The following is a 16,945-nucleotide window of genomic DNA, read 5'->3' as shown; positions in this document are numbered from 1 at the left end:
CCATGGCCGAGCGCTACTTCGACTTCTTCGCACACCTCGAGTTGCCCACGCCGACCCTGGGAGTCGACGAGGTACGCGGGCTGATGCAGGCGACGTTCGGGATGTCCTGCGCAGTCCGCGAACTCGGCAGTCAGCAGGATCAGAACTTCGTGGTCTCCGACATCGAGACCGCCGCGCCGATCGGCGTCCTCAAGCTCAGCAACCCCGCCTTCACCGAGGCGGAGATCGACCTGCAGGACCTCGCCGCCGCCACGGTCGCCGAACGCGAGCCGACGCTGCGCATCCCCCGGGTTGTCGAAGGCCCGCGGGGGCCGATGTCCGCCTGGTGGGTCACCTCACAGGGACGCATCCACGCCCGCGTCATCACCCACGTCTCCGGCACGACGCTGATGGGGTCGAACTACGTGTCGCCCGCCACGGTGTCCCGGATGGGAGAACTCGCCGCCAAGGTCAGCATCGCGCTCGCCGACCTCAGCCACCCGGCGTCGGTGCGCGTACTGCAGTGGGATCTGCGCCACGCCCAGCGGGTCATCGCGACGCTGGCGCCCGACGAGACCGATATCGAAGTGCGCGAATTCGCCTCCGCCATCGCCGAATCAGCGCAGAGCCGGCTCGACGTGGTCTCCTCGCGCCTGCCCCGGCAACTCGGGCACTTCGACATCACCGACGACAACGTGATCGGTCTCCCCGGAGCGCTGCCCGATGCGGTCATCGACTTCGGAGACGTCGTCGAATCGTGGGCCGTCAACGAGATCGCGGTGACCGTGTCCTCACTGCTGCATCACGACGGGCTCACACCGGCCGACGCGCTGCCCGCCATTCTCGCCTTCCACTCGATCCGCCCGCTCGGCGAGGACGAGGTGGACGCACTCTGGCCGCTGGTCGCCCTTCGCGGTGTGGTGTTGGCGCTCAGCGGCCGTCAGCAGGTCCGGCTGGACGCGGGGAATGCCTACGCCGACGCCGCGTTGGAGCGCGAGTTCCTGGTCCTGCGGCAAGCGGCATCCGTGCCGTTCGAGGTGATGGGCGCACGCATCCGTCACGCACTGGGTTTCGCCCCACGCCGGCGTCCGGTGTGGACCGCCGCTGCCCTCCTCGCCGGTCTGACGAACGCGGCGCACCTCGATCCGGGTACGACCTCCCCGCTCAACGACGAGGGCCGCTGGCTCGACCGGACTGCGCTCGCCGACGCCGCACTGGCAGCCCTGGATGGCGGTGCACCCGCCGCGGTCGTGCCCGCCTGGCGACCACGGCTCACCGGCGCCCCGGCGCGCACCCCCGCCGCGCCGGCGACCGTGCCCACCGCACTCACCCTGTGGCTCGCAGCGGACACCACCGTCACCGTCCCGACCGACGGCCGCCTGGTGCCGACCGACGGGGGCTTCGACGTCGTCGCCGGCGACCAGGTCGTGCGGTTCACCGGTGTTGCGGGACCGGCTCGCGACCGCGGGGAGTTGCCGGCCCGCACCGAGGTGAACGTTCAACTGGTGGGAGCGAATTCGAGTGAAGTACCGCTTCGTGTCGAACCCCCGTACACCGCCGGCTGGCAGTGCCTCGCCGGTGATCCCGGACCGAGCCTGGGCCTGCCGGCGTCGGTCGTCGAACCCAAGGACGACACCCTCGTCCTGCGTGATCGCGTGGTGGCCGACGTGCAGGAGCACTACTACGCGCGCCCACCGCGGATCGAGCGCGGGTGGCGCGAGTTCCTCGCCGACGTCGACGGCCGCGTCTACCTCGACATGGTCAACAACGTCGCCTCCGTCGGGCATGCCCACCCCCGGGTGGTCGAGGCGGCCCACCGACAGATGCACCTGCTCAACACGAACTCCCGCTTCAACTACCGCGTCATCGCCGAGTTCGCCGAACGAATCTCCGCGACGCTGCCCGAGGAACTCGACACCGTCTTCTTCGTCAACTCCGGGTCCGAGGCCACGGATCTCGCGATCCGGATCGCGATGGCGGCGACGGGCCGCACCGACATCGTGGCGATGCGCGAGGCGTACCACGGCTGGACCTTCGCCAGCGACGCCGTCTCGACCTCGATCGCCGACAACCCCAACGCGCTCGACACGCGACCGGATTGGGTGCACACCGTCGACGCGGCGAACTCCTATCGCGGGGTGCACCGCGGCCCCGACGCCGCCCGGTATGCGGGTGACGCCGTCCAGGTCATCGACGACTTGGCCGCCGCGGGAACGCCTCTCGCAGGGTTCATCTGCGAGTCCTACTTCGGCAATGCCGGCGGTGTGGCGCTACCCGACGGGTATCTCAGGCAGGTGTACGCCGCGGTGCGCAGGCACGGCGGCATCGCGATCTCCGACGAGGTGCAGGTCGGCTACGGCCGGCTCGGCGAGTGGTTCTGGGGGTTCGAGCAGCAGCAGGCCGTGCCCGACGTCGTGGCCGTCGCGAAGTCCGTGGGCGGCGGGCAGCCGATCGGCGTCGTCGTCACCCGCCGCGACATCGCCGAGCGGTACCGCAACGGGGGATACTTCTTCTCATCCACGGGCGGCTCACCGGTCTCGTCCGCCATCGGCCTGGCCGTGCTCGACGTGATCGAGCACGAGGGTCTGCAGGAGAACGCGCGGGTCGTCGGCGCGCACCTGAAGGCGCGCCTCGTCGCCCTGGCCGACGAACACCCGATCGTCGGCACCGTGCACGGCTCCGGGCTCTACCTCGGACTCGAATTCGTCCGCGACCGCGCCACTCTCGAGCCCGCCACCGAGGAGACGGCCGCGATCTGTGATCGCCTGCTCGAGCTCGGGGTCATCATGCAGCCCACCGGCGACTTTCAGAACGTCCTCAAGATCAAGCCGCCGCTGTGCGTGTCGAAGGAGTCGGTGGACTACTTCGTCGATTCCCTCGAGCGGGTTCTCGCAACCGGTTGGTGACGTCTGCGCCGAAGGCGCCTCTGGTCGGTCGACGGTGCGGCATCATGACGTGGCGCGGCGGACCAGTGGCGCAGCCGGACCAGCCGAAGGATGTCATGCCCGACGAGGAACCCCAGGACCACGGTGACGTCGAGAACCTCGCCGACGCGCTCCTGGCAGCGATGGAAGAAGGCGCCGAGAACGACGTCGGGACCGACCTCCTCACCGGTGCCGCAGTCGCCTTCCGCCGTCTGGCGATCGAGTTCGTCCGCCGGTACAACCGCCTCGAGGTGACCACCGAGCTGACGGCTCCCGACGGACCCGTCCTGTTCGTGGCCAACCACGGGTTCGGCGGGATCTTCGACCTAAACGTCTTCGCCGTGGGTGCCACGCTGGAGCAGCTGGAGCTGGAACGCGAGGTGATCATCCTGACCCATCAGCTGGCGTGGACGCTGGGAGTCGGCAGCCTGATCGAACCCCTCGGTGCGCGGCCCGCCAACGAACAGTCGGCCCAGGAGGCGTTCTCCCGGGGCGACCACGTCGCCGTGTTCCCCGGCGGCGACATCGAGTCCGCCAAGCCGTGGGACGACCGCAACCTCATCAAGTTCGGCGGACGCTCCGGCTTCGCCCGGCTGGCCATCGATGCCGGCGTGCCCATCGTTCCCATCGTCACCGCCGGCGCCGGGGAGTCGCTCCTCGTGATCAGCAGCGGCGAACGCCTCGCGCGGGCACTGCGACTCGACAAACTCCTGCGCCTGAAATCCGCCCCGATCAGCGTCTCCCTGCCCTGGGGCCTCAGCATCGGCGCCGTCGGACTACTTCCCTACCTCCCGCTGCCCACCAAGCTCGTCACCCGCGTACTGCCCGCCATGCCGGCGACCGACGGCGAAGGGGCCGACGAGTACGCCGCGCGGGTCCACACCGCGATGCAGGACGCCCTCACCGACATGACGGCCACGCGGATCCCGCTGATCGGGTAGCCGGTCGTCACCCCGGTAACACCGTCAGATGCAGCCGATCGACGATCCGCAACGCCTGCTCTGAGTCGCAGCCATCGAACACCGCGGCGTGGATCCCGCGCATCGCGCCCGTAATGGCCTGGGCGGCCGCGGGAATGTCCGTCTGCGGGTCGAGCGATCCGTCTCGGCTGCAATTGGTCAGGAGCTGCGCGACTGCGTCCTCGAACGTCGAGTGCCATCGTTCGGCGAAACTGTCCGACCGCGGAACACCGAGGTCGCGAAAGAGAACGTGCGCAGGCGGCGTGGCGTAGATCGCCTCGGCAGACAGGCGCAGGAAGAGGCTCACCTGCAGCACGGGCTCGGCCGGCCATTCAACGGTTCGGAAGCGGTCACGCATGGCATCGGTCAGCGCGGTTGCCGCATTGTCGACCGCGGCGCGGAAGAGTTCACGCTTGCTCTCGAAGTGGTGAAACGCCGTACGGAGCGCTACGCCACTGATCCGGGCCACCTCGTCGACGGTGATCTGGCCGTAATCGTGATCTCGGAGCAATGCCTGCGTGGCGTGCATCAGTCGGACGTCCGTGGAGACCGACTGTGTCGCAGCGCGCGACGTCTCGCTGACCCACCGGTACAGCGTGGCCGGGTGCACACCGAGTTCTCTCGCAACCGTCGACGCCCGCTGGCCGCTGAGGACGCGCTCCACCGCTGCTCGCCGTTCCGAGTCACTCCGACGCGATGTGGTGACCACCCGGAGAGTCTAAGAGGAACACACTTGCGTCAGTTGCATTTCAAATGCAATAGTCGCATTAAGCGTCTGGTGGGTCCGCCCCGCATCCGGGGACGCCGGCGACGACGAGCTGACGGAGGCCAACGGTGGGCACGAAGTACCAGACATCACGAGCCCTCGTGACCGGCGCCAGCAGTGGTATCGGGGAGGCCTTTGCAAAGGCGCTCGCGGCGCGCGGGTGCAACCTCGTGCTGGTCGCCCGTCGGCAGGAACGGCTCGACCTCCTGGCCGAACGACTTCAGGCCGAGTACGGCGTCTCATGCGTCGGTGTCGCCTTCGACTTGTCCGTCGACCGGCCGGGACGCGGGTTGTGGGAACGCATTGACGAGGACATCGACCTGGTCGTCAACTGCGCCGGCTTCGCCGTCCAAGGCAACTTCCTCGACGGCGATCCCGATGACTACGCCCGCGTGCTGGCCGTCGACGTCGGCGCAGTCGTGGACGTCTGCCATGCGTTCCTGCCGGAGATGGTTCGACGTGGCCGCGGCGCGATCATCAACGTCAGCAGCACCACTGCGTTCCAACCGGTCCCCACCCTTGCCGTCTACGCGGCATCGAAGGCGTTCGTCCTCAGCTTCAGCCAATCCCTCTGGTACGAAGCGAAACAGCACGGCATCAAGGTCTTCTCCCTCGCCCCCGGACCCACCCACACCGAATTCTTCGAGGTGATCGGCGACACCGCGACGGCGGTGGGCAGCGTCCAGTCCGCCGATCAGGTCGCCGCGGCGGGCCTGAAGGCGCTGGACCGCCGATGGACCCCGCCATCATCTGTCTCCGGTGCCCGCAACGCGCTGTCCGCAGCACTCGCGTCACTGACTCCCCGACGCGTGCTCTTGCCCGCCTTGGCGCACGCCTTGCGACCGGTCACGAGCCAGAGCTGAACCCCACCCCGTTCGCCGACCGCGGCGGAAAGCCAATGGCGCTGAATACCGCTGCAGCACAGCGGTACCCATCGTCATCACTACATACGAGGGAGCCACCATGATCCTAGTCACCAGCGCCGCAGGCGGTGTTGGACGTCCGCTGATCCGAGAACTCTCGCGCAACGATCTCGACGTCCGTGCATTCGTCAAGAACCAGGAACAAGCCCAGGGAGCCAGAGCCGACGGCGCCACCGAGATCGCGATCGGAGACCTCCGACGACCGGGTGACCTCGAGACCGCGCTCCGCGGGGTGAGTCGGATCTATCACGCGGCCCCGACCCAACTCGTCGACGAGTTCCCAATGGCCCAGCGATTGGTCGCGGCCGCCCGAGCCGAACGACTTCAGCACGTCGTCTTCCACTCCGTCATTCATCCCGACATCGCCGAACTACCCCACCACCGGCAGAAGCTCCAGGTCGAGACACTCCTGGAGGACTCCGGTCTGCCGGTGACCGTTCTGCGACCGTCGCACTACATGCAGAACGTTCTGGACTTCTGGGACTTCTTCGGCGCGGGACTGCTGCCCTACCCCACGTCTCCGGACAGCCGCATGGGTGTCGTCGACGTCGAGGACGTCGCCGGCGCGGCAGCCAACGTGTTGACCAACCCCGACATCCACATCGGTATGACGTACGACCTGTCCACCGTCGAACTCAGCCGCCACGAGATGGCGCGCATCTGGAGTCGCGTGCTCGGTCATCCCATGACAGCCGTTCGGCTGCCGCCGCAGGCGTTGAACCAGCCGCAGGCGGCCGTCGCGGCCTTCGCCCCCGGGATCGCTCGATCACTGGTGTCGACCAGGCTGCGGTCACTGCCCCACATCGCCCGCGGGCTGCGGGCAGCACCGAACACCCGGGGATTTCGTGGCTGGCCGAAGGACGCCCAGGACACCTACGTGCAGATGATGGCGTACTACGACGTCCACGGACTACCCCCCGGCGACTTCGGCGACCTTGCCACCGTATTGCACAGGCCGGGAACCGATTACGAGACGTTTGCGCGCCGCGTCGCAGTGGCGCGCGGAATTACCGCGGCATGAGGCCTGACACCACGACCCGACCGGCGAGACGCCACCGGAGCGGAACGGCGATGGGATGATCCGACGGGCATGGCTCCTGGATCTCGAACCCACCGACCGACGGAGGTATCCGGATGCAGCCCTCCTTGCCGATCGCGTCGATGAGCTCGCCGCTCTGTTGGGATCTGGCCCCGCGGGCTGGGCGGTCGAACTCGGTGCGACGATGGCCGACCGCATCACGGCCGCGGTTCCGGAGTTGGCTGTCGACGCGGTGGCCACGGAGGTACGCAGGGGTTGTGAGGCGGTGGCGCTCGGGGCGCTGGCTGCTCTCGCCCACGACACGGACGTGACGTTTGCGGCGATGCCCGAGGTGTTGGCCGGACCGGTCGAGGTGGTCGCGCGTGGGATCGGCATCGAGCACATGTTGCGCAGCATCCACGTCGCCCACGCGACCGCGACCGAGGTGCTGCTCGACGCTGCAGCACGGGTGATTCCGGCGACACACCGATTCGCCGAGATGCGGTGGATCAACGGCCTGCTGTTCGGCGTGGTCGAGGTGGTGAATGCGCGGATGTCCCATGAGTACACCCGGGCGCACGAGGCGTGGCTGACGAGTTCGATGGCGCTGCGGATGAAGACCATCGAAGACATCCTCGTCGGTACCGAGGTTTCAATCGGTCGGGCCACCCAGGTCCTGGGATACGACCTGAGCCGGTGGCATCTCGCGGCGATCGCGTGGACCGACGGGCGCGCGCCGGCCGACCCGACACACGTGCAGCGCACGGCGTCCGGCGTTCTGGCCGCTGCGGGCTGCGTGTCCACCCTGGTGCTTCCGGTCGGGGCCCACAGCGTCTGGGCCTGGGGCTCGCGCACCGCCCACGCGCCGACACCGAGTGCCGCGTCCGAGGTCGCGCCGACACCGAACGTGTGGGTCGCGACCGGGATGCCCGGCGTCGGCGTCGACGGATTTCGGCGCAGTCACCGGCAAGCCGGTGACGCGGCGCGGATCAGCAGCACGTCCACCCGCCAGGGGTGGCTGCTGCCCTACGACGACGTCGACCTCGTCGCGATGCTCAGCGTCGATGTCCCGGCGGCAGGCGAATTCGTCACCCGTGAACTCGGCGCGCTGGCGGGTTCGAGCGCCGGCGTGGCCGTGATGCGCCGCACCCTGAAGTGCTACCTCGACCGCGATCGCAGCCTGGTCCGAACGGCCGACCACCTGCACGTGGCTCGCAACACCGTCGCCTACCGGGTGCGTCGCGCCGAGCAACTCCGGGGCCACCCGGCCACCCATCGCCGCCTACAGCTACATGCCGCCCTCACGTTGGTCGAGGAACTCGGAGACGCGGTCCTTCCCAGGGAGGGGTGACCGGCAGGTCGACCCACCCGCGCAGGACGCGGGTGCCGCGATTGGTATCGCAGTCCAACTTCGGTGACCACTGTCTGTGGTTCGAGCCGAACCACCGCGGGCCATCGCCGTCTTGACTCGATGAGGTCCGTAGAGCATCCACGAAGGGAGATCCGGTGGTCGTCAACCTCGTCCGGTACCGCCGCGACCAGCGCGCCGAGTGGGGCGTGCTTCGCGGCGAGACCCTCTCACCGTTGACGGAAAACTACGACCGCACCTCGGACCTCATCGAAGGCGGCGAGTCGGACTGGCGCTCAGCCGCAACGAAGGACGGCACGGTCGCATTCGCCGACGTGGAGCCGCTATCCCCGGTGACCACCCCGTGTCGGGTCATGTGTCAGGGCGCCAACTACCGCCAGCACGCCATCGAATCCGGCATGAACCCCGACGAACGGGCCTTCAACCTCTTCTTCGACAAGACCGACGCCGCCATCACCGGTCCGCACGCCCCCGTCACCCGCCCCGACCACGTCTCACTGCTCGACTACGAGATCGAACTGGCTCTGGTGCTGCGCCGACACGTCACCACACCGACCAGGATCACCGAGGACGACCTCCACGACTACGTCTTCGGCGTCACCATCGCCAACGACCTGTCGGCCCGCGACGTGCAACTGCCCCAGGGCCAGTTCCTCAAGGGCAAGAGCTACCGCGGGTTCTGTCCCATCGGACCGGTACTAGCGGTGCTCGAACCGGGCGACGTCGCACTGCTCGAGGACCTCGACCTGCGGCTCGACGTCAATGACGAACCCCGCCAACGCGACAACACCGCCAACATGCTCTACCGGCCCGCCGAGACGTTGACCGAGTTGACCGAGTTCTGCAACCTCAGTCCCGGCGACGTGCTGCTCACCGGCACCCCGCACGGGTGCGTCGCAACCTCGCCGCCGCCACTGGTACGCCGACTGGCCACCGCACTGCTGCCCGAGGACAAGCTGTGGGCGTCGTTCATCTCGATGAACAAGCGCAAGCCCTATCTACGGCCTGGCGACGTCGTCAGCGCCTCGATCGGCAACGCCAGCGGTTCCCTCGACCTGGGCACCCAGCGCACCCTCATCACCGCACCGCCGGAAGGAGACCGCCCATGAGCGCAACCCCCAGCCCACTGCAACCGTCGAACCCACACGGGACCGAAACCCGGTCCACCGCGCCCGACCTGAATGGACTGCCCGACCGCCTCGTGCCCGAGTTCATCGCCCACTGGGTGGTCAAGACCGCCCGCAGCGCCGAGATGATCAGTTGGTACGGGCGAGTGTTCGGCGCCCGGGTCGTGCACGAAGACTCCAAGATCGTCTTCCTCACGTGGGATCACGAGAGTCACCGACTCGCCCTGGTCAAGCTCCCACCTCCACTGCGGTACGTCTTTCCCCTGGCCCGGTTCCGCCGCAAGACCTACGGCATCGACCACCTCGCGTTCACCTTCCCCTCGCTCACGCATCTGCTGCGGACCTACGAACGACTGAAGATCGCAGGCATCACCCCCGTCTGGTCGATCAATCACGGTCCGACCACCAGCCTGTACTACGAGGACCCCGAGGGCATTCGGCTTGAGTTCCAGGTCGAGAACTTCCCGACGGCGCAGCAGACCGCCGACTACTTCAACAGCCGGGAATTCGCCGACAACCCCATCGGGGTCGACACCGATCCCGACTACCTCCTGCAGCGACTGCGCTCGGGCGCCGCGGAATCCGATCTGCTCACACGTGGCGCCGGTACCCGCCCAGGGACCACACCGCGGTCCAACAAACGCGCCATCACCTGGAAGACACTGTGACACATGACCACTGACGACGTCGTCATCGTCGGCGCCGGCGCCGCCGGGTCCACCTTGGCGCTGCTGCTGGCCCGCCACGGCATCCCGAGCACCATCGTCGATTCCCGTAATGACACGCGTCTCCACCCGGCCGCGCACGTCGTCAACGCCCGCAGCCTGGAGATCTGGACTCAGGCCTCCCCCACACTGGTCGGCGCACTGGCGGCGATGACTCCGCCGATCGACACGGTCAACGTGATCCGATGGTGCACCGACGTCCGCGGCGCGCCACTGGGCGAGATCGACCTGCTCTCCCAACCCGACCGACTCGTCGAGGTTCGTTCGCACAGCCCGCATTTGATCTCACACATCGGTCAACACCTACTCATGCCGGCCCTGTGGGAAGCACTCGACGCCGAGGCCCTCGTCGACTTCCGGCGCGGCTGGCGCGCCGATCACGTCGACGGCAGCCTGCTACTGCAACCGCCCGGGGCGCCGCCCACCGCGGTGGTGCCAAGGTACGTCGTCGCGGCCGACGGCGCCAACAGCATCCTGCGCGAGCGTGCCGGCATCGCGATGCGCGGTCCGATCCTGGCCAACATGGGCAGCGTCTTCTTCCATGCGGCGGGGCTCTACCCCGACGGTCATGACCGTCCGCTGCTCAGTTGGATCTACCACCCGGACTTCAGCGGGGTGATGATCGCCCACGCCGATGACGACTACGTACTGATGACCCCGTATCTGCACCCGGCCCAGCCGGTCGCGCGCCGCAGCGAGCAATTCTGGAACGACGTGCTCCCCAAGGTGATCGGCGCGGCTGACTACCGGATTCGGTCCACCGGGACGTGGACGATGACCTCGCAACTCGCCGAGACCTTCCGACGCGGCCCGTTGTTGCTGATCGGCGATGCCGCACACCGCTTTCCGCACACCGGTGGCTTCGGACTCAACAGCGGCGTGCAGGACGCCCACAACCTGGCCTGGAAGCTCGCCGCGATACTCCGCCACGGTGCGTCCGACTCGCTGCTGGATACCTACGAGACGGAGCGTCGCCCCGTCGTGACCCGGTTCGCCGAGCAGAGCACGACGAACCACTTCAATCTCGACGTCGTCACCGCGCCACTGGGAATCACCAATCGGTCACTGCACCGGGCAACCGAATTGATGGCCATGCCGTGGCTGGCACGGATACCCGACCGAGTCATGGCCACCGTCGCCGACCGTCTGACCCATGCGCAGACCTCGCGGACGAGGCGACTCTCGAAGGACGACGCGCGCGGTCGGCGTCTGCGTCGCCACATGGCCGACGCCATTCCCACCCAGGAGGAGCACTTCGTGGCCAGCGGTCTGGAATTCGGCTACGCCTACGACGGTCCGCTGATCGACACCTCCACCGAGGGGCCCTGCCTCGACGGCGACGTGGCGCACTACCACCCGACGACGCACCCGGGTGCTCGGCTGCCTCATACGCCGGTGTGCGACGGCGACGGGAACGTCCGTCCCGTGCACGACCTCGTGGAGGCGCACGGGTTGACGTTGTTCACCGCTGCCGTCGTGGACTGGTCGGCGATCGTGGAGGACGCCGCACTGGCCGTTCCGATCACGGTGGTGGCGCTGACGGCCCCCGTCCCCGACGACCACGTCCACGTCATCGAATCGATGCAGGTCGGCGAGCGCGGAGCCGTACTGGTGCGACCCGACGGACACGTCGTCTGGCGCAACCGCGGGGGAAAGGACTCATCGAACCAGCTTCGGCGGTTCCTCGAGTCCGCCTGGGCCGGGGTGTATCCCGCCGGCGGCGACCTCGAACCGGCACGAGCAGCGAATTCCACGTCGGCGCTCGACTGACGCCCCACCTCAGGGCGACAATCATCGGGTTCTTCGACACCGCTGCAGGGGACGACGCTGCGGCGGCAATCGGAAGGGCCATTCGACCAGAACCACCGCAGGGAGCGCCGATGAACCCCTCTCCGACGAACTCGTCCACCGCGCACGGGAATGTCGATGGCGAAGCGCTCGAACAGATCCGCGATGCGACGCTGTGGCTGTCCACGGCGATCGTGCATCACGCCAACCGAGTCCGGTCCAATCCGACGGGGATGAAGGTCGGTGGACATCAGGCGTCCTCGGCGTCGATGGTCTCGATCATGACGTCGCTGTGGTTCGAGCACCTCCGGCCCGAAGACCGTGTCTCGGTCAAGCCGCACGCCTCCCCCGTGCTGCACGCCGTCAACTACCTGCTGGGCGAACTCGACGAGAAGTACCTGACCACGCTGCGGGAGTTCGGCGGTCTGCAGAGTTATCCGAGCCGATCCAAGGACCCCGACCCCGTCGACTACTCCACCGGCTCGGTTGGCATCGGCGCGACCGCCCCCATCTGGGGTACCATCGCCCGCCGCTACGTCGACACCACCCTCGCCGACTCCGGTGCCGGTCGTCAGTACTCCCTCGTCGGTGACGCCGAACTCGACGAGGGCGCGGTGTGGGAGGCCATCCTGGACCCCTCGGTGAGCCATCTCGGCGAGATCGTCTGGATCGTCGACATGAACCGGCAGTCCCTGGATCGCGTCGTCCCCAACATCGCGGCGGGACGACTGGAATCGATGTTCTCCGCCGCCGGCTGGCAGGTCGTCACCGTCCGGTTCGGCAGGCTGCTCGAAGAACTGTTCACTCGTTCGGGCGGAGAGGCGTTGCGCCGCCGCATCCTGGACATGCCGAACCCCGAGTACCAGCGTCTCCTGCGGTGCAGCGCCGCCGAACTTCGGGAGCGGCTACCCGGCAGCGGTCCCGACGTCGATCAGATCAACACCCTCGTAGACGGTCTGGACGACGCCACCCTGATCGCCGCGATCCGCAACCTCGGCGGCCACGACCTGGATGCACTACGCGAGGCGTTCGCCTTGATCGACGACACCCGTCCGACGATCGTCATCGCCTACACCATCAAGGGTTACGGCCTTCCCACCGTGGGACATCCGCAGAACCACTCGTCGCTGCTGACCGACGAGCAGTACGGCGAACTCGCCACGTCCCTCGGCAAGGACGTCGCCCGACCGTGGGTCACCTTCGACGCGCAGAGTCCCGCCGGCCGGTTGTGCGCTGCCACTGCCGCACGGCTGCGCCGTGACGATCCGACGCCGGTGCCGCCGCCCGCGGTGCCCGCCGACCTGGGCCGGACCCCGCCGGCGGTGTCGACGACGCAGGCCGCCCTCGGCCGGGCCCTCCTCGACCTCAGCCGAGATGCGCCCGAGGTGGCGCGACGCGTGGTCACGGTCAGCCCGGACGTCAGTTCGTCGACCAACCTCGCCGGCTGGCTGAACAAGGTGGGGGTCTGGTCCACGGACGAACGACGCAACTGGTTCGACGACGACCGCGAGACCATCATGCACTGGCGGGAGAACCCCGCCGGGCAACACATGGAGCTCGGCATCGCCGAGACGAATCTCGTCGGCTTGATCTCCGAACTCGGTGCCACCTGGAGCCGTTGGGGGCAGCCGCTGTTCCCGATCGGGGTGCTGTACGACCCGTTCGTCGAGCGAGCGTTGGAACCTTGGTCCTACGGCATCTACGCTGGCGGCCAGTCGATTCTGGTCGGCACCCCGTCGGGGGTCAGCCTCGCCGCCGAGGGCGGTGCACATCAGTCGATCAAGACGCCGTCCATCGGTCTCGAACAACCCGGATGCGTCGGCTTCGAACCCGCATTCGCGGTGGAAGTCGAATGGACGCTGATGGATTGCCTGTCACGGCTGGGCCGTCCCAATGGCACCTCGTCCTACCTGCGACTGTCCACCAGACCGGTGCGGCAGGAACTCGCCGACGTCCCCACCGACACCGCCGCGCGGGAACGCCGTCGCCGCCAGGTCGTTGCCGGCGGCTACGCACTGAGGCGAGCCGACGGTCGACCGGCCATCACTCTGGTCGCCATGGGCGCCGTGGTCACCGAAAGCTTGTTCGCCGCAGATCGATTGGCTCAACTCGGCATCGCGGCCGACGTCGTGTGCGTCACCAGCCCCGGATTGCTGTACGAGGCGCTGCAGGCACGCCACGGCCTCGGCGAGGGCCCGTCGTGGATCCTCGACCAGATCCTTCCCGCCGACCGTGCTGCCCCGATGGTCACCGTCCTCGACGGGCACCCCCACACGCTGACCTTTCTGGGCACCATCAACCGGGTACCCGTCGCGTCGCTCGGCGTGAGCGGCTTCGGACAGGTCGGATCCCTCGACGCGGTGTACGAGTACCACGGAATCGACACCGACGGCATCGTCCGCGCCGCGCTCGACCTGGTGACCTGACGCGGAGCCGCCAGGGCGGGTGCCCCTCCTTCGCGTGCTGGCACTGTTCCGCCGAACTGGAGAGTCACGTCGCCACACGGGCGCGATCGCGACACTGGCTTCCGTTTCGACGGGTGGCGCCTCGCGCACCGGCGAATGTGGGCGTAATGCACGCAATCCGGCGCGTTCGCGTACGCACGTCCCACACTCGCGGGTTACATATCGCTGACAGGGCGTCGCCGCTTCGGGTGCGGGGGTACCGCGTGTCGCTCAGGAGCGGTCCGCGGCAACGACTCCATTGGTCAGCGTTCCAATCCCCTCGACGTCGACCTCGATTCGGTCGCCCGCGTGGATGGCCTCGGTGCCCCCTGGGGAACCGGTGAGGATGAGGTCCCCTGGGTGCAGGGTCGAGAATCCGCTCAGGTACTCGATCAGGAATGGGATGTCGTACGTCATGTCCGCCGTCGACGCGTCTTGGCGGAGGGTGCCGTTCACCCGGCACCGCAGTCGAACCCCCGAGATGGCGTCGAGGTCGGTCTCGATCCAGGGTCCCACCGGACAGAAGGTGTCGAAGCCCTTCCCGCGGGTGGGGTGTGGGTCGCTTCGTTGCAGATCGCGTGCGCTGACATCGTTCGCGCAGGTGTATCCCAGGACGTACGTGAGCGCGTCTGCGGCACTGACGAAACGAGCGGTCCGACCGATGACGACGGCCAGTTCCGCCTCGTGCTCGACGTGGTCGCTCAGACTTCTCGGGGGCAGCACGATGTCGTCTCCAGGACCGATGATCGTGGTGAGCGGCTTCATGAAGACCGACGGTGCGCCGTCGTGGGTGAAGCCCATCTCCGAACGATGCGCGGCGTAGTTGCGTCCGAGGCAGAAGATCTTCGACGGCGCCACCGGCGCCAGGAGTCGCGCCTCACCCCGATCGATCGTCGCCGCGCCTGGACGGACGTCGCCGCGGGGTGGCCCCGCCAGTTCCTGGAACCCGTCCTCGGTGACCAGGGCCCACGTGGTTCGTCCCTTGGCTTCGATGCGTGCGTATCTCATTGGTGTCCTCGAGGGTCTTGAGTTCGTCGTGTCGCGGAACATTCCGTCCGAAGAATCGTCACGCGTACAGGGACTCCGGGTTGTCGCACAGCGTCGACCCGTACAGGTCCGCGCCGAGCCATCTTTCGAGCATCTCGAGACGGGCGCGGTCGTCGACGGCACGGAAGGGTTCGGTCTCCTCGACGGGCCGGTCGTGGGTCAACGCGCTGTGCGGCCAGTCGCTGCCCCACACGATGCGGTGCGGTGCGAGCGTTGCGAACTCCTCCACGACCCGACGAGCCTCGCCCCCGTCAGGCTGGACACCCATCCGCTCTGGGGCGGAGAGCTTGATCCAGCAGTCGTGCTCGCAGAGAGCCCGGATGACGTCCATCGCATCGCGGTGTCCGTTTCCGTGCAGAACCATTCCCATGTGGTCGACCACGATGGGGACGGACCGGTCGAGCTGCGGAACGAGTTCGACGAGTTCTGATCCAGGTGCGAAGAGCTGGAGGTGCAGACCGGACCCCTTGAGCATCTCCACGATGCGATGCACTTCCGGCACCGCCATGGACGAGCGCGCGGTGTGAACGTTCACCCGGACGCCGCGGATGCCCTGTCGACGCAGGTCCGTCAACTCGTCGACCGACGTCGCCCCGGGATCCACGACCGTGACTCCCCTCGCCCGACCGCCAAGCACGTTGAGAGCGGCCATCATCGCTTGGGTGTCCGTGCCGTGGGAGTGCGGCTGGACGAGAACCACCTGCTCGATGCCCAGCGCGTCCAGGTGGGCCTGCAGGTCGGCGACGGAGGCCGGCGGCGGCGTGTAGCTCCTGTTCGGGTCCAACGGATACCGGTCGTACGGGCCGAACACGTGGGTGTGACAGTCCCAGCTGCGAGGAGTCATGTTCGAGCCCGCACGAGCTCGCGGAGGGCAAGAACGTCCTTCTCGTCGAGGGTGATTCCGTCGCGACGTTGGTGGTGGTAGCGCGCCATCTCCATCTCGCCGGGCAGTCGTACCGGCTGGCCGGGATCTGCCGCCGGTACCGCGTGCAGGCGCTCACCGAAGTCGTTGACTCGCTCGCCGAGGACGTCCGGGGCGGCCAGTAGCCGCGTGTTGATGAGGATGAAGAAGTGCCCGAGGTTCTGCGGACGTTCAGGTGCGACGCTCCACGAACTCACCTTGTCGAGATACGCTGCACCGGAGAGTAATCCGGCGAAGAGATCGACCATGACCGCCAAGCCGTACCCCTTGTGGCCGGCGATCGGTTGAAGGAAGCCCTCCAGCGCTGCATGCGGATCCGTCGTAGGACGCCCGGATTCGTCGGTCGCCCAGGAGTCGGGTATGTCGCGACCATCTGCGGCTGCCGCGCGAATCTTGGCCCGCGCAGCCACACTCAGCGCGATGTCCAGGAGGATCGGATCCGAACCGGGGTTGGGCATGCCCATGCCCAGCGGATTGTTGCCCAGTCGAGTTGCTCTACCGCCCCAGGGTGCGATGGTGGTGGTCGCGTTGCTCGCGATGATCGCCGCGAACCCCTCGGACGCAGCCTTGAACAGGTAGGGCATGACGGGACCGAAGTGGTTGCTGTGTCGCGCGAATGCGGCTCCGACGCCGGTGTCTCTCGCGGACTTGAGGGCAGCGTCGAGGGCCGCGTTGGCTACCAGGGGGCCGACGCCGTTGTCTCCGTCGACCAGGGCCAGAGCAGGAGCGACGTGTGTGGTCGTGATGTCGGCGTGGGGATTGATCCCCCCGATACCGGCACGTTCGAGATACTGCGGAACACGCAGCACGCCATGGGTGTGGATGCCGAACAGGTCGGCCAAGACGAGGACGTCGGCGACGACGTCTGCCGAGGCCTGGGTCAATCCGACCGTGGTGAGGGCCGAGGCTGCAAGATGGGTGAGTTCGTCGACTGGGATCGTCGTGGTGGACATG

At 67.8% G+C, this 16,945-nt stretch carries 13 protein-coding genes; 9 read left to right on the top strand and 4 right to left on the bottom strand.

Annotation, left to right across the window (positions count from 1 at the left end; translation table 11 throughout):
- Positions 1 to 2 precede the first annotated feature (2 nt).
- Positions 3 to 2,885 (top strand): aminotransferase, encoded by a 2,883-nt coding sequence (locus tag G6N64_RS20395; RefSeq protein ID WP_163801971.1) that lies wholly within the window; start codon positions 3 to 5, stop codon positions 2,883 to 2,885.
- Between the two features lie 95 nt (positions 2,886 to 2,980).
- Positions 2,981 to 3,844 carry a 1-acyl-sn-glycerol-3-phosphate acyltransferase gene (locus G6N64_RS20390; protein ID WP_163799206.1) on the top strand — a complete coding sequence of 288 codons (864 nt, stop codon included), beginning with the start codon at positions 2,981 to 2,983 and terminating at the stop codon, positions 3,842 to 3,844.
- A 7-nt stretch (positions 3,845 to 3,851) separates the two neighbouring features.
- Here the strand turns inward: G6N64_RS20390 and G6N64_RS20385 are convergent, their stop codons facing one another.
- Positions 3,852 to 4,571 carry a TetR family transcriptional regulator gene (locus G6N64_RS20385; RefSeq protein ID WP_264002302.1) on the bottom strand — a complete coding sequence of 240 codons (720 nt, stop codon included), beginning with the start codon at positions 4,569 to 4,571 and terminating at the stop codon, positions 3,852 to 3,854.
- A 125-nt stretch (positions 4,572 to 4,696) separates the two neighbouring features.
- Between G6N64_RS20385 and G6N64_RS20380 the strand changes: the two genes are divergently transcribed.
- The 7 genes from G6N64_RS20380 (at position 4,697) to G6N64_RS20350 (ending at position 14,004) form a co-directional block, all read left to right on the top strand.
- Entirely contained in the window at positions 4,697 to 5,491 is a 795-nt protein-coding gene (locus tag G6N64_RS20380; protein WP_163799201.1) for an SDR family NAD(P)-dependent oxidoreductase, read from the top strand.
- 100 nt (positions 5,492 to 5,591) lie between these two features.
- Positions 5,592 to 6,572: an NmrA family NAD(P)-binding protein gene (locus G6N64_RS20375; RefSeq protein ID WP_163799199.1), complete on the top strand. Its 981-nt coding sequence runs from the start codon at positions 5,592 to 5,594 to the stop codon at positions 6,570 to 6,572.
- A gap of 157 nt (positions 6,573 to 6,729) precedes the next feature.
- A complete protein-coding gene (locus G6N64_RS20370) occupies positions 6,730 to 7,920 on the top strand; it encodes a PucR family transcriptional regulator (protein ID WP_246230728.1) in 1,191 nt (396 codons plus the stop codon).
- Positions 7,921 to 8,075: 155 nt separating this feature from the next.
- A complete protein-coding gene (locus G6N64_RS20365) occupies positions 8,076 to 9,047 on the top strand; it encodes a fumarylacetoacetate hydrolase family protein (protein ID WP_163799194.1) in 972 nt (323 codons plus the stop codon).
- On the top strand, positions 9,044 to 9,733 hold the full coding sequence (locus G6N64_RS20360; RefSeq protein WP_163799192.1) for a VOC family protein: 690 nt from the start codon (positions 9,044 to 9,046) through the stop codon (positions 9,731 to 9,733). Before G6N64_RS20365 ends, G6N64_RS20360 begins: the two co-directional genes overlap by 4 nt.
- A 3-nt stretch (positions 9,734 to 9,736) precedes the next feature.
- Positions 9,737 to 11,560, top strand: a complete 1,824-nt coding sequence (locus G6N64_RS20355; protein ID WP_163799190.1) for an FAD-dependent monooxygenase — start codon at positions 9,737 to 9,739, stop codon at positions 11,558 to 11,560.
- A gap of 110 nt (positions 11,561 to 11,670) precedes the next feature.
- Positions 11,671 to 14,004 (top strand): thiamine pyrophosphate-binding protein, encoded by a 2,334-nt coding sequence (locus G6N64_RS20350; RefSeq protein ID WP_163799188.1) that lies wholly within the window; start codon positions 11,671 to 11,673, stop codon positions 14,002 to 14,004.
- A 249-nt stretch (positions 14,005 to 14,253) separates the two neighbouring features.
- Here G6N64_RS20350 and G6N64_RS20345 read toward each other — a convergent pair whose 3' ends face one another.
- Genes G6N64_RS20345 through G6N64_RS20335 form a run of 3 tightly spaced genes read right to left on the bottom strand, consistent with a single transcriptional unit; the run spans position 14,254 to position 16,944 of the window.
- Positions 14,254 to 15,030, bottom strand: coding sequence for a fumarylacetoacetate hydrolase family protein (locus G6N64_RS20345; protein WP_163799186.1), 777 nt, complete (start codon positions 15,028 to 15,030; stop codon positions 14,254 to 14,256).
- A gap of 58 nt (positions 15,031 to 15,088) precedes the next feature.
- Positions 15,089 to 15,913 (bottom strand): amidohydrolase family protein, encoded by an 825-nt coding sequence (locus G6N64_RS20340; RefSeq protein WP_163799184.1) that lies wholly within the window; start codon positions 15,911 to 15,913, stop codon positions 15,089 to 15,091.
- Positions 15,910 to 16,944, bottom strand: coding sequence for an Ldh family oxidoreductase (locus tag G6N64_RS20335; protein WP_163799182.1), 1,035 nt, complete (start codon positions 16,942 to 16,944; stop codon positions 15,910 to 15,912). The genes G6N64_RS20340 and G6N64_RS20335 overlap by 4 nt, the downstream gene beginning before the upstream one ends.
- Position 16,945 lies beyond the last annotated feature (1 nt).

This window comes from Mycolicibacterium sediminis (assembly GCF_010731735.1).
Taxonomy (GTDB): Bacteria; Actinomycetota; Actinomycetes; order Mycobacteriales; family Mycobacteriaceae; genus Mycobacterium; species Mycobacterium sediminis.
This window is presented reverse-complemented; position numbering and strand designations above follow the sequence as displayed.

Coding starts and splice junctions, on each gene's coding strand:
- G6N64_RS20350 (WP_163799188.1), top strand. CDS start 11,671: ATGAACCCCTCTCCGACGAACTCGTCCACCGCGCACGGGAATGTCGAT.
- G6N64_RS20340 (WP_163799184.1), bottom strand. CDS start 15,913: ATGACTCCTCGCAGCTGGGACTGTCACACCCACGTGTTCGGCCCGTAC.
- G6N64_RS20395 (WP_163801971.1), top strand. CDS start 3: ATGGCCGAGCGCTACTTCGACTTCTTCGCACACCTCGAGTTGCCCACG.
- G6N64_RS20345 (WP_163799186.1), bottom strand. CDS start 15,030: ATGAGATACGCACGCATCGAAGCCAAGGGACGAACCACGTGGGCCCTG.
- G6N64_RS20390 (WP_163799206.1), top strand. CDS start 2,981: ATGCCCGACGAGGAACCCCAGGACCACGGTGACGTCGAGAACCTCGCC.
- G6N64_RS20335 (WP_163799182.1), bottom strand. CDS start 16,944: ATGTCCACCACGACGATCCCAGTCGACGAACTCACCCATCTTGCAGCC.
- G6N64_RS20355 (WP_163799190.1), top strand. CDS start 9,737: ATGACCACTGACGACGTCGTCATCGTCGGCGCCGGCGCCGCCGGGTCC.
- G6N64_RS20360 (WP_163799192.1), top strand. CDS start 9,044: ATGAGCGCAACCCCCAGCCCACTGCAACCGTCGAACCCACACGGGACC.
- G6N64_RS20375 (WP_163799199.1), top strand. CDS start 5,592: ATGATCCTAGTCACCAGCGCCGCAGGCGGTGTTGGACGTCCGCTGATC.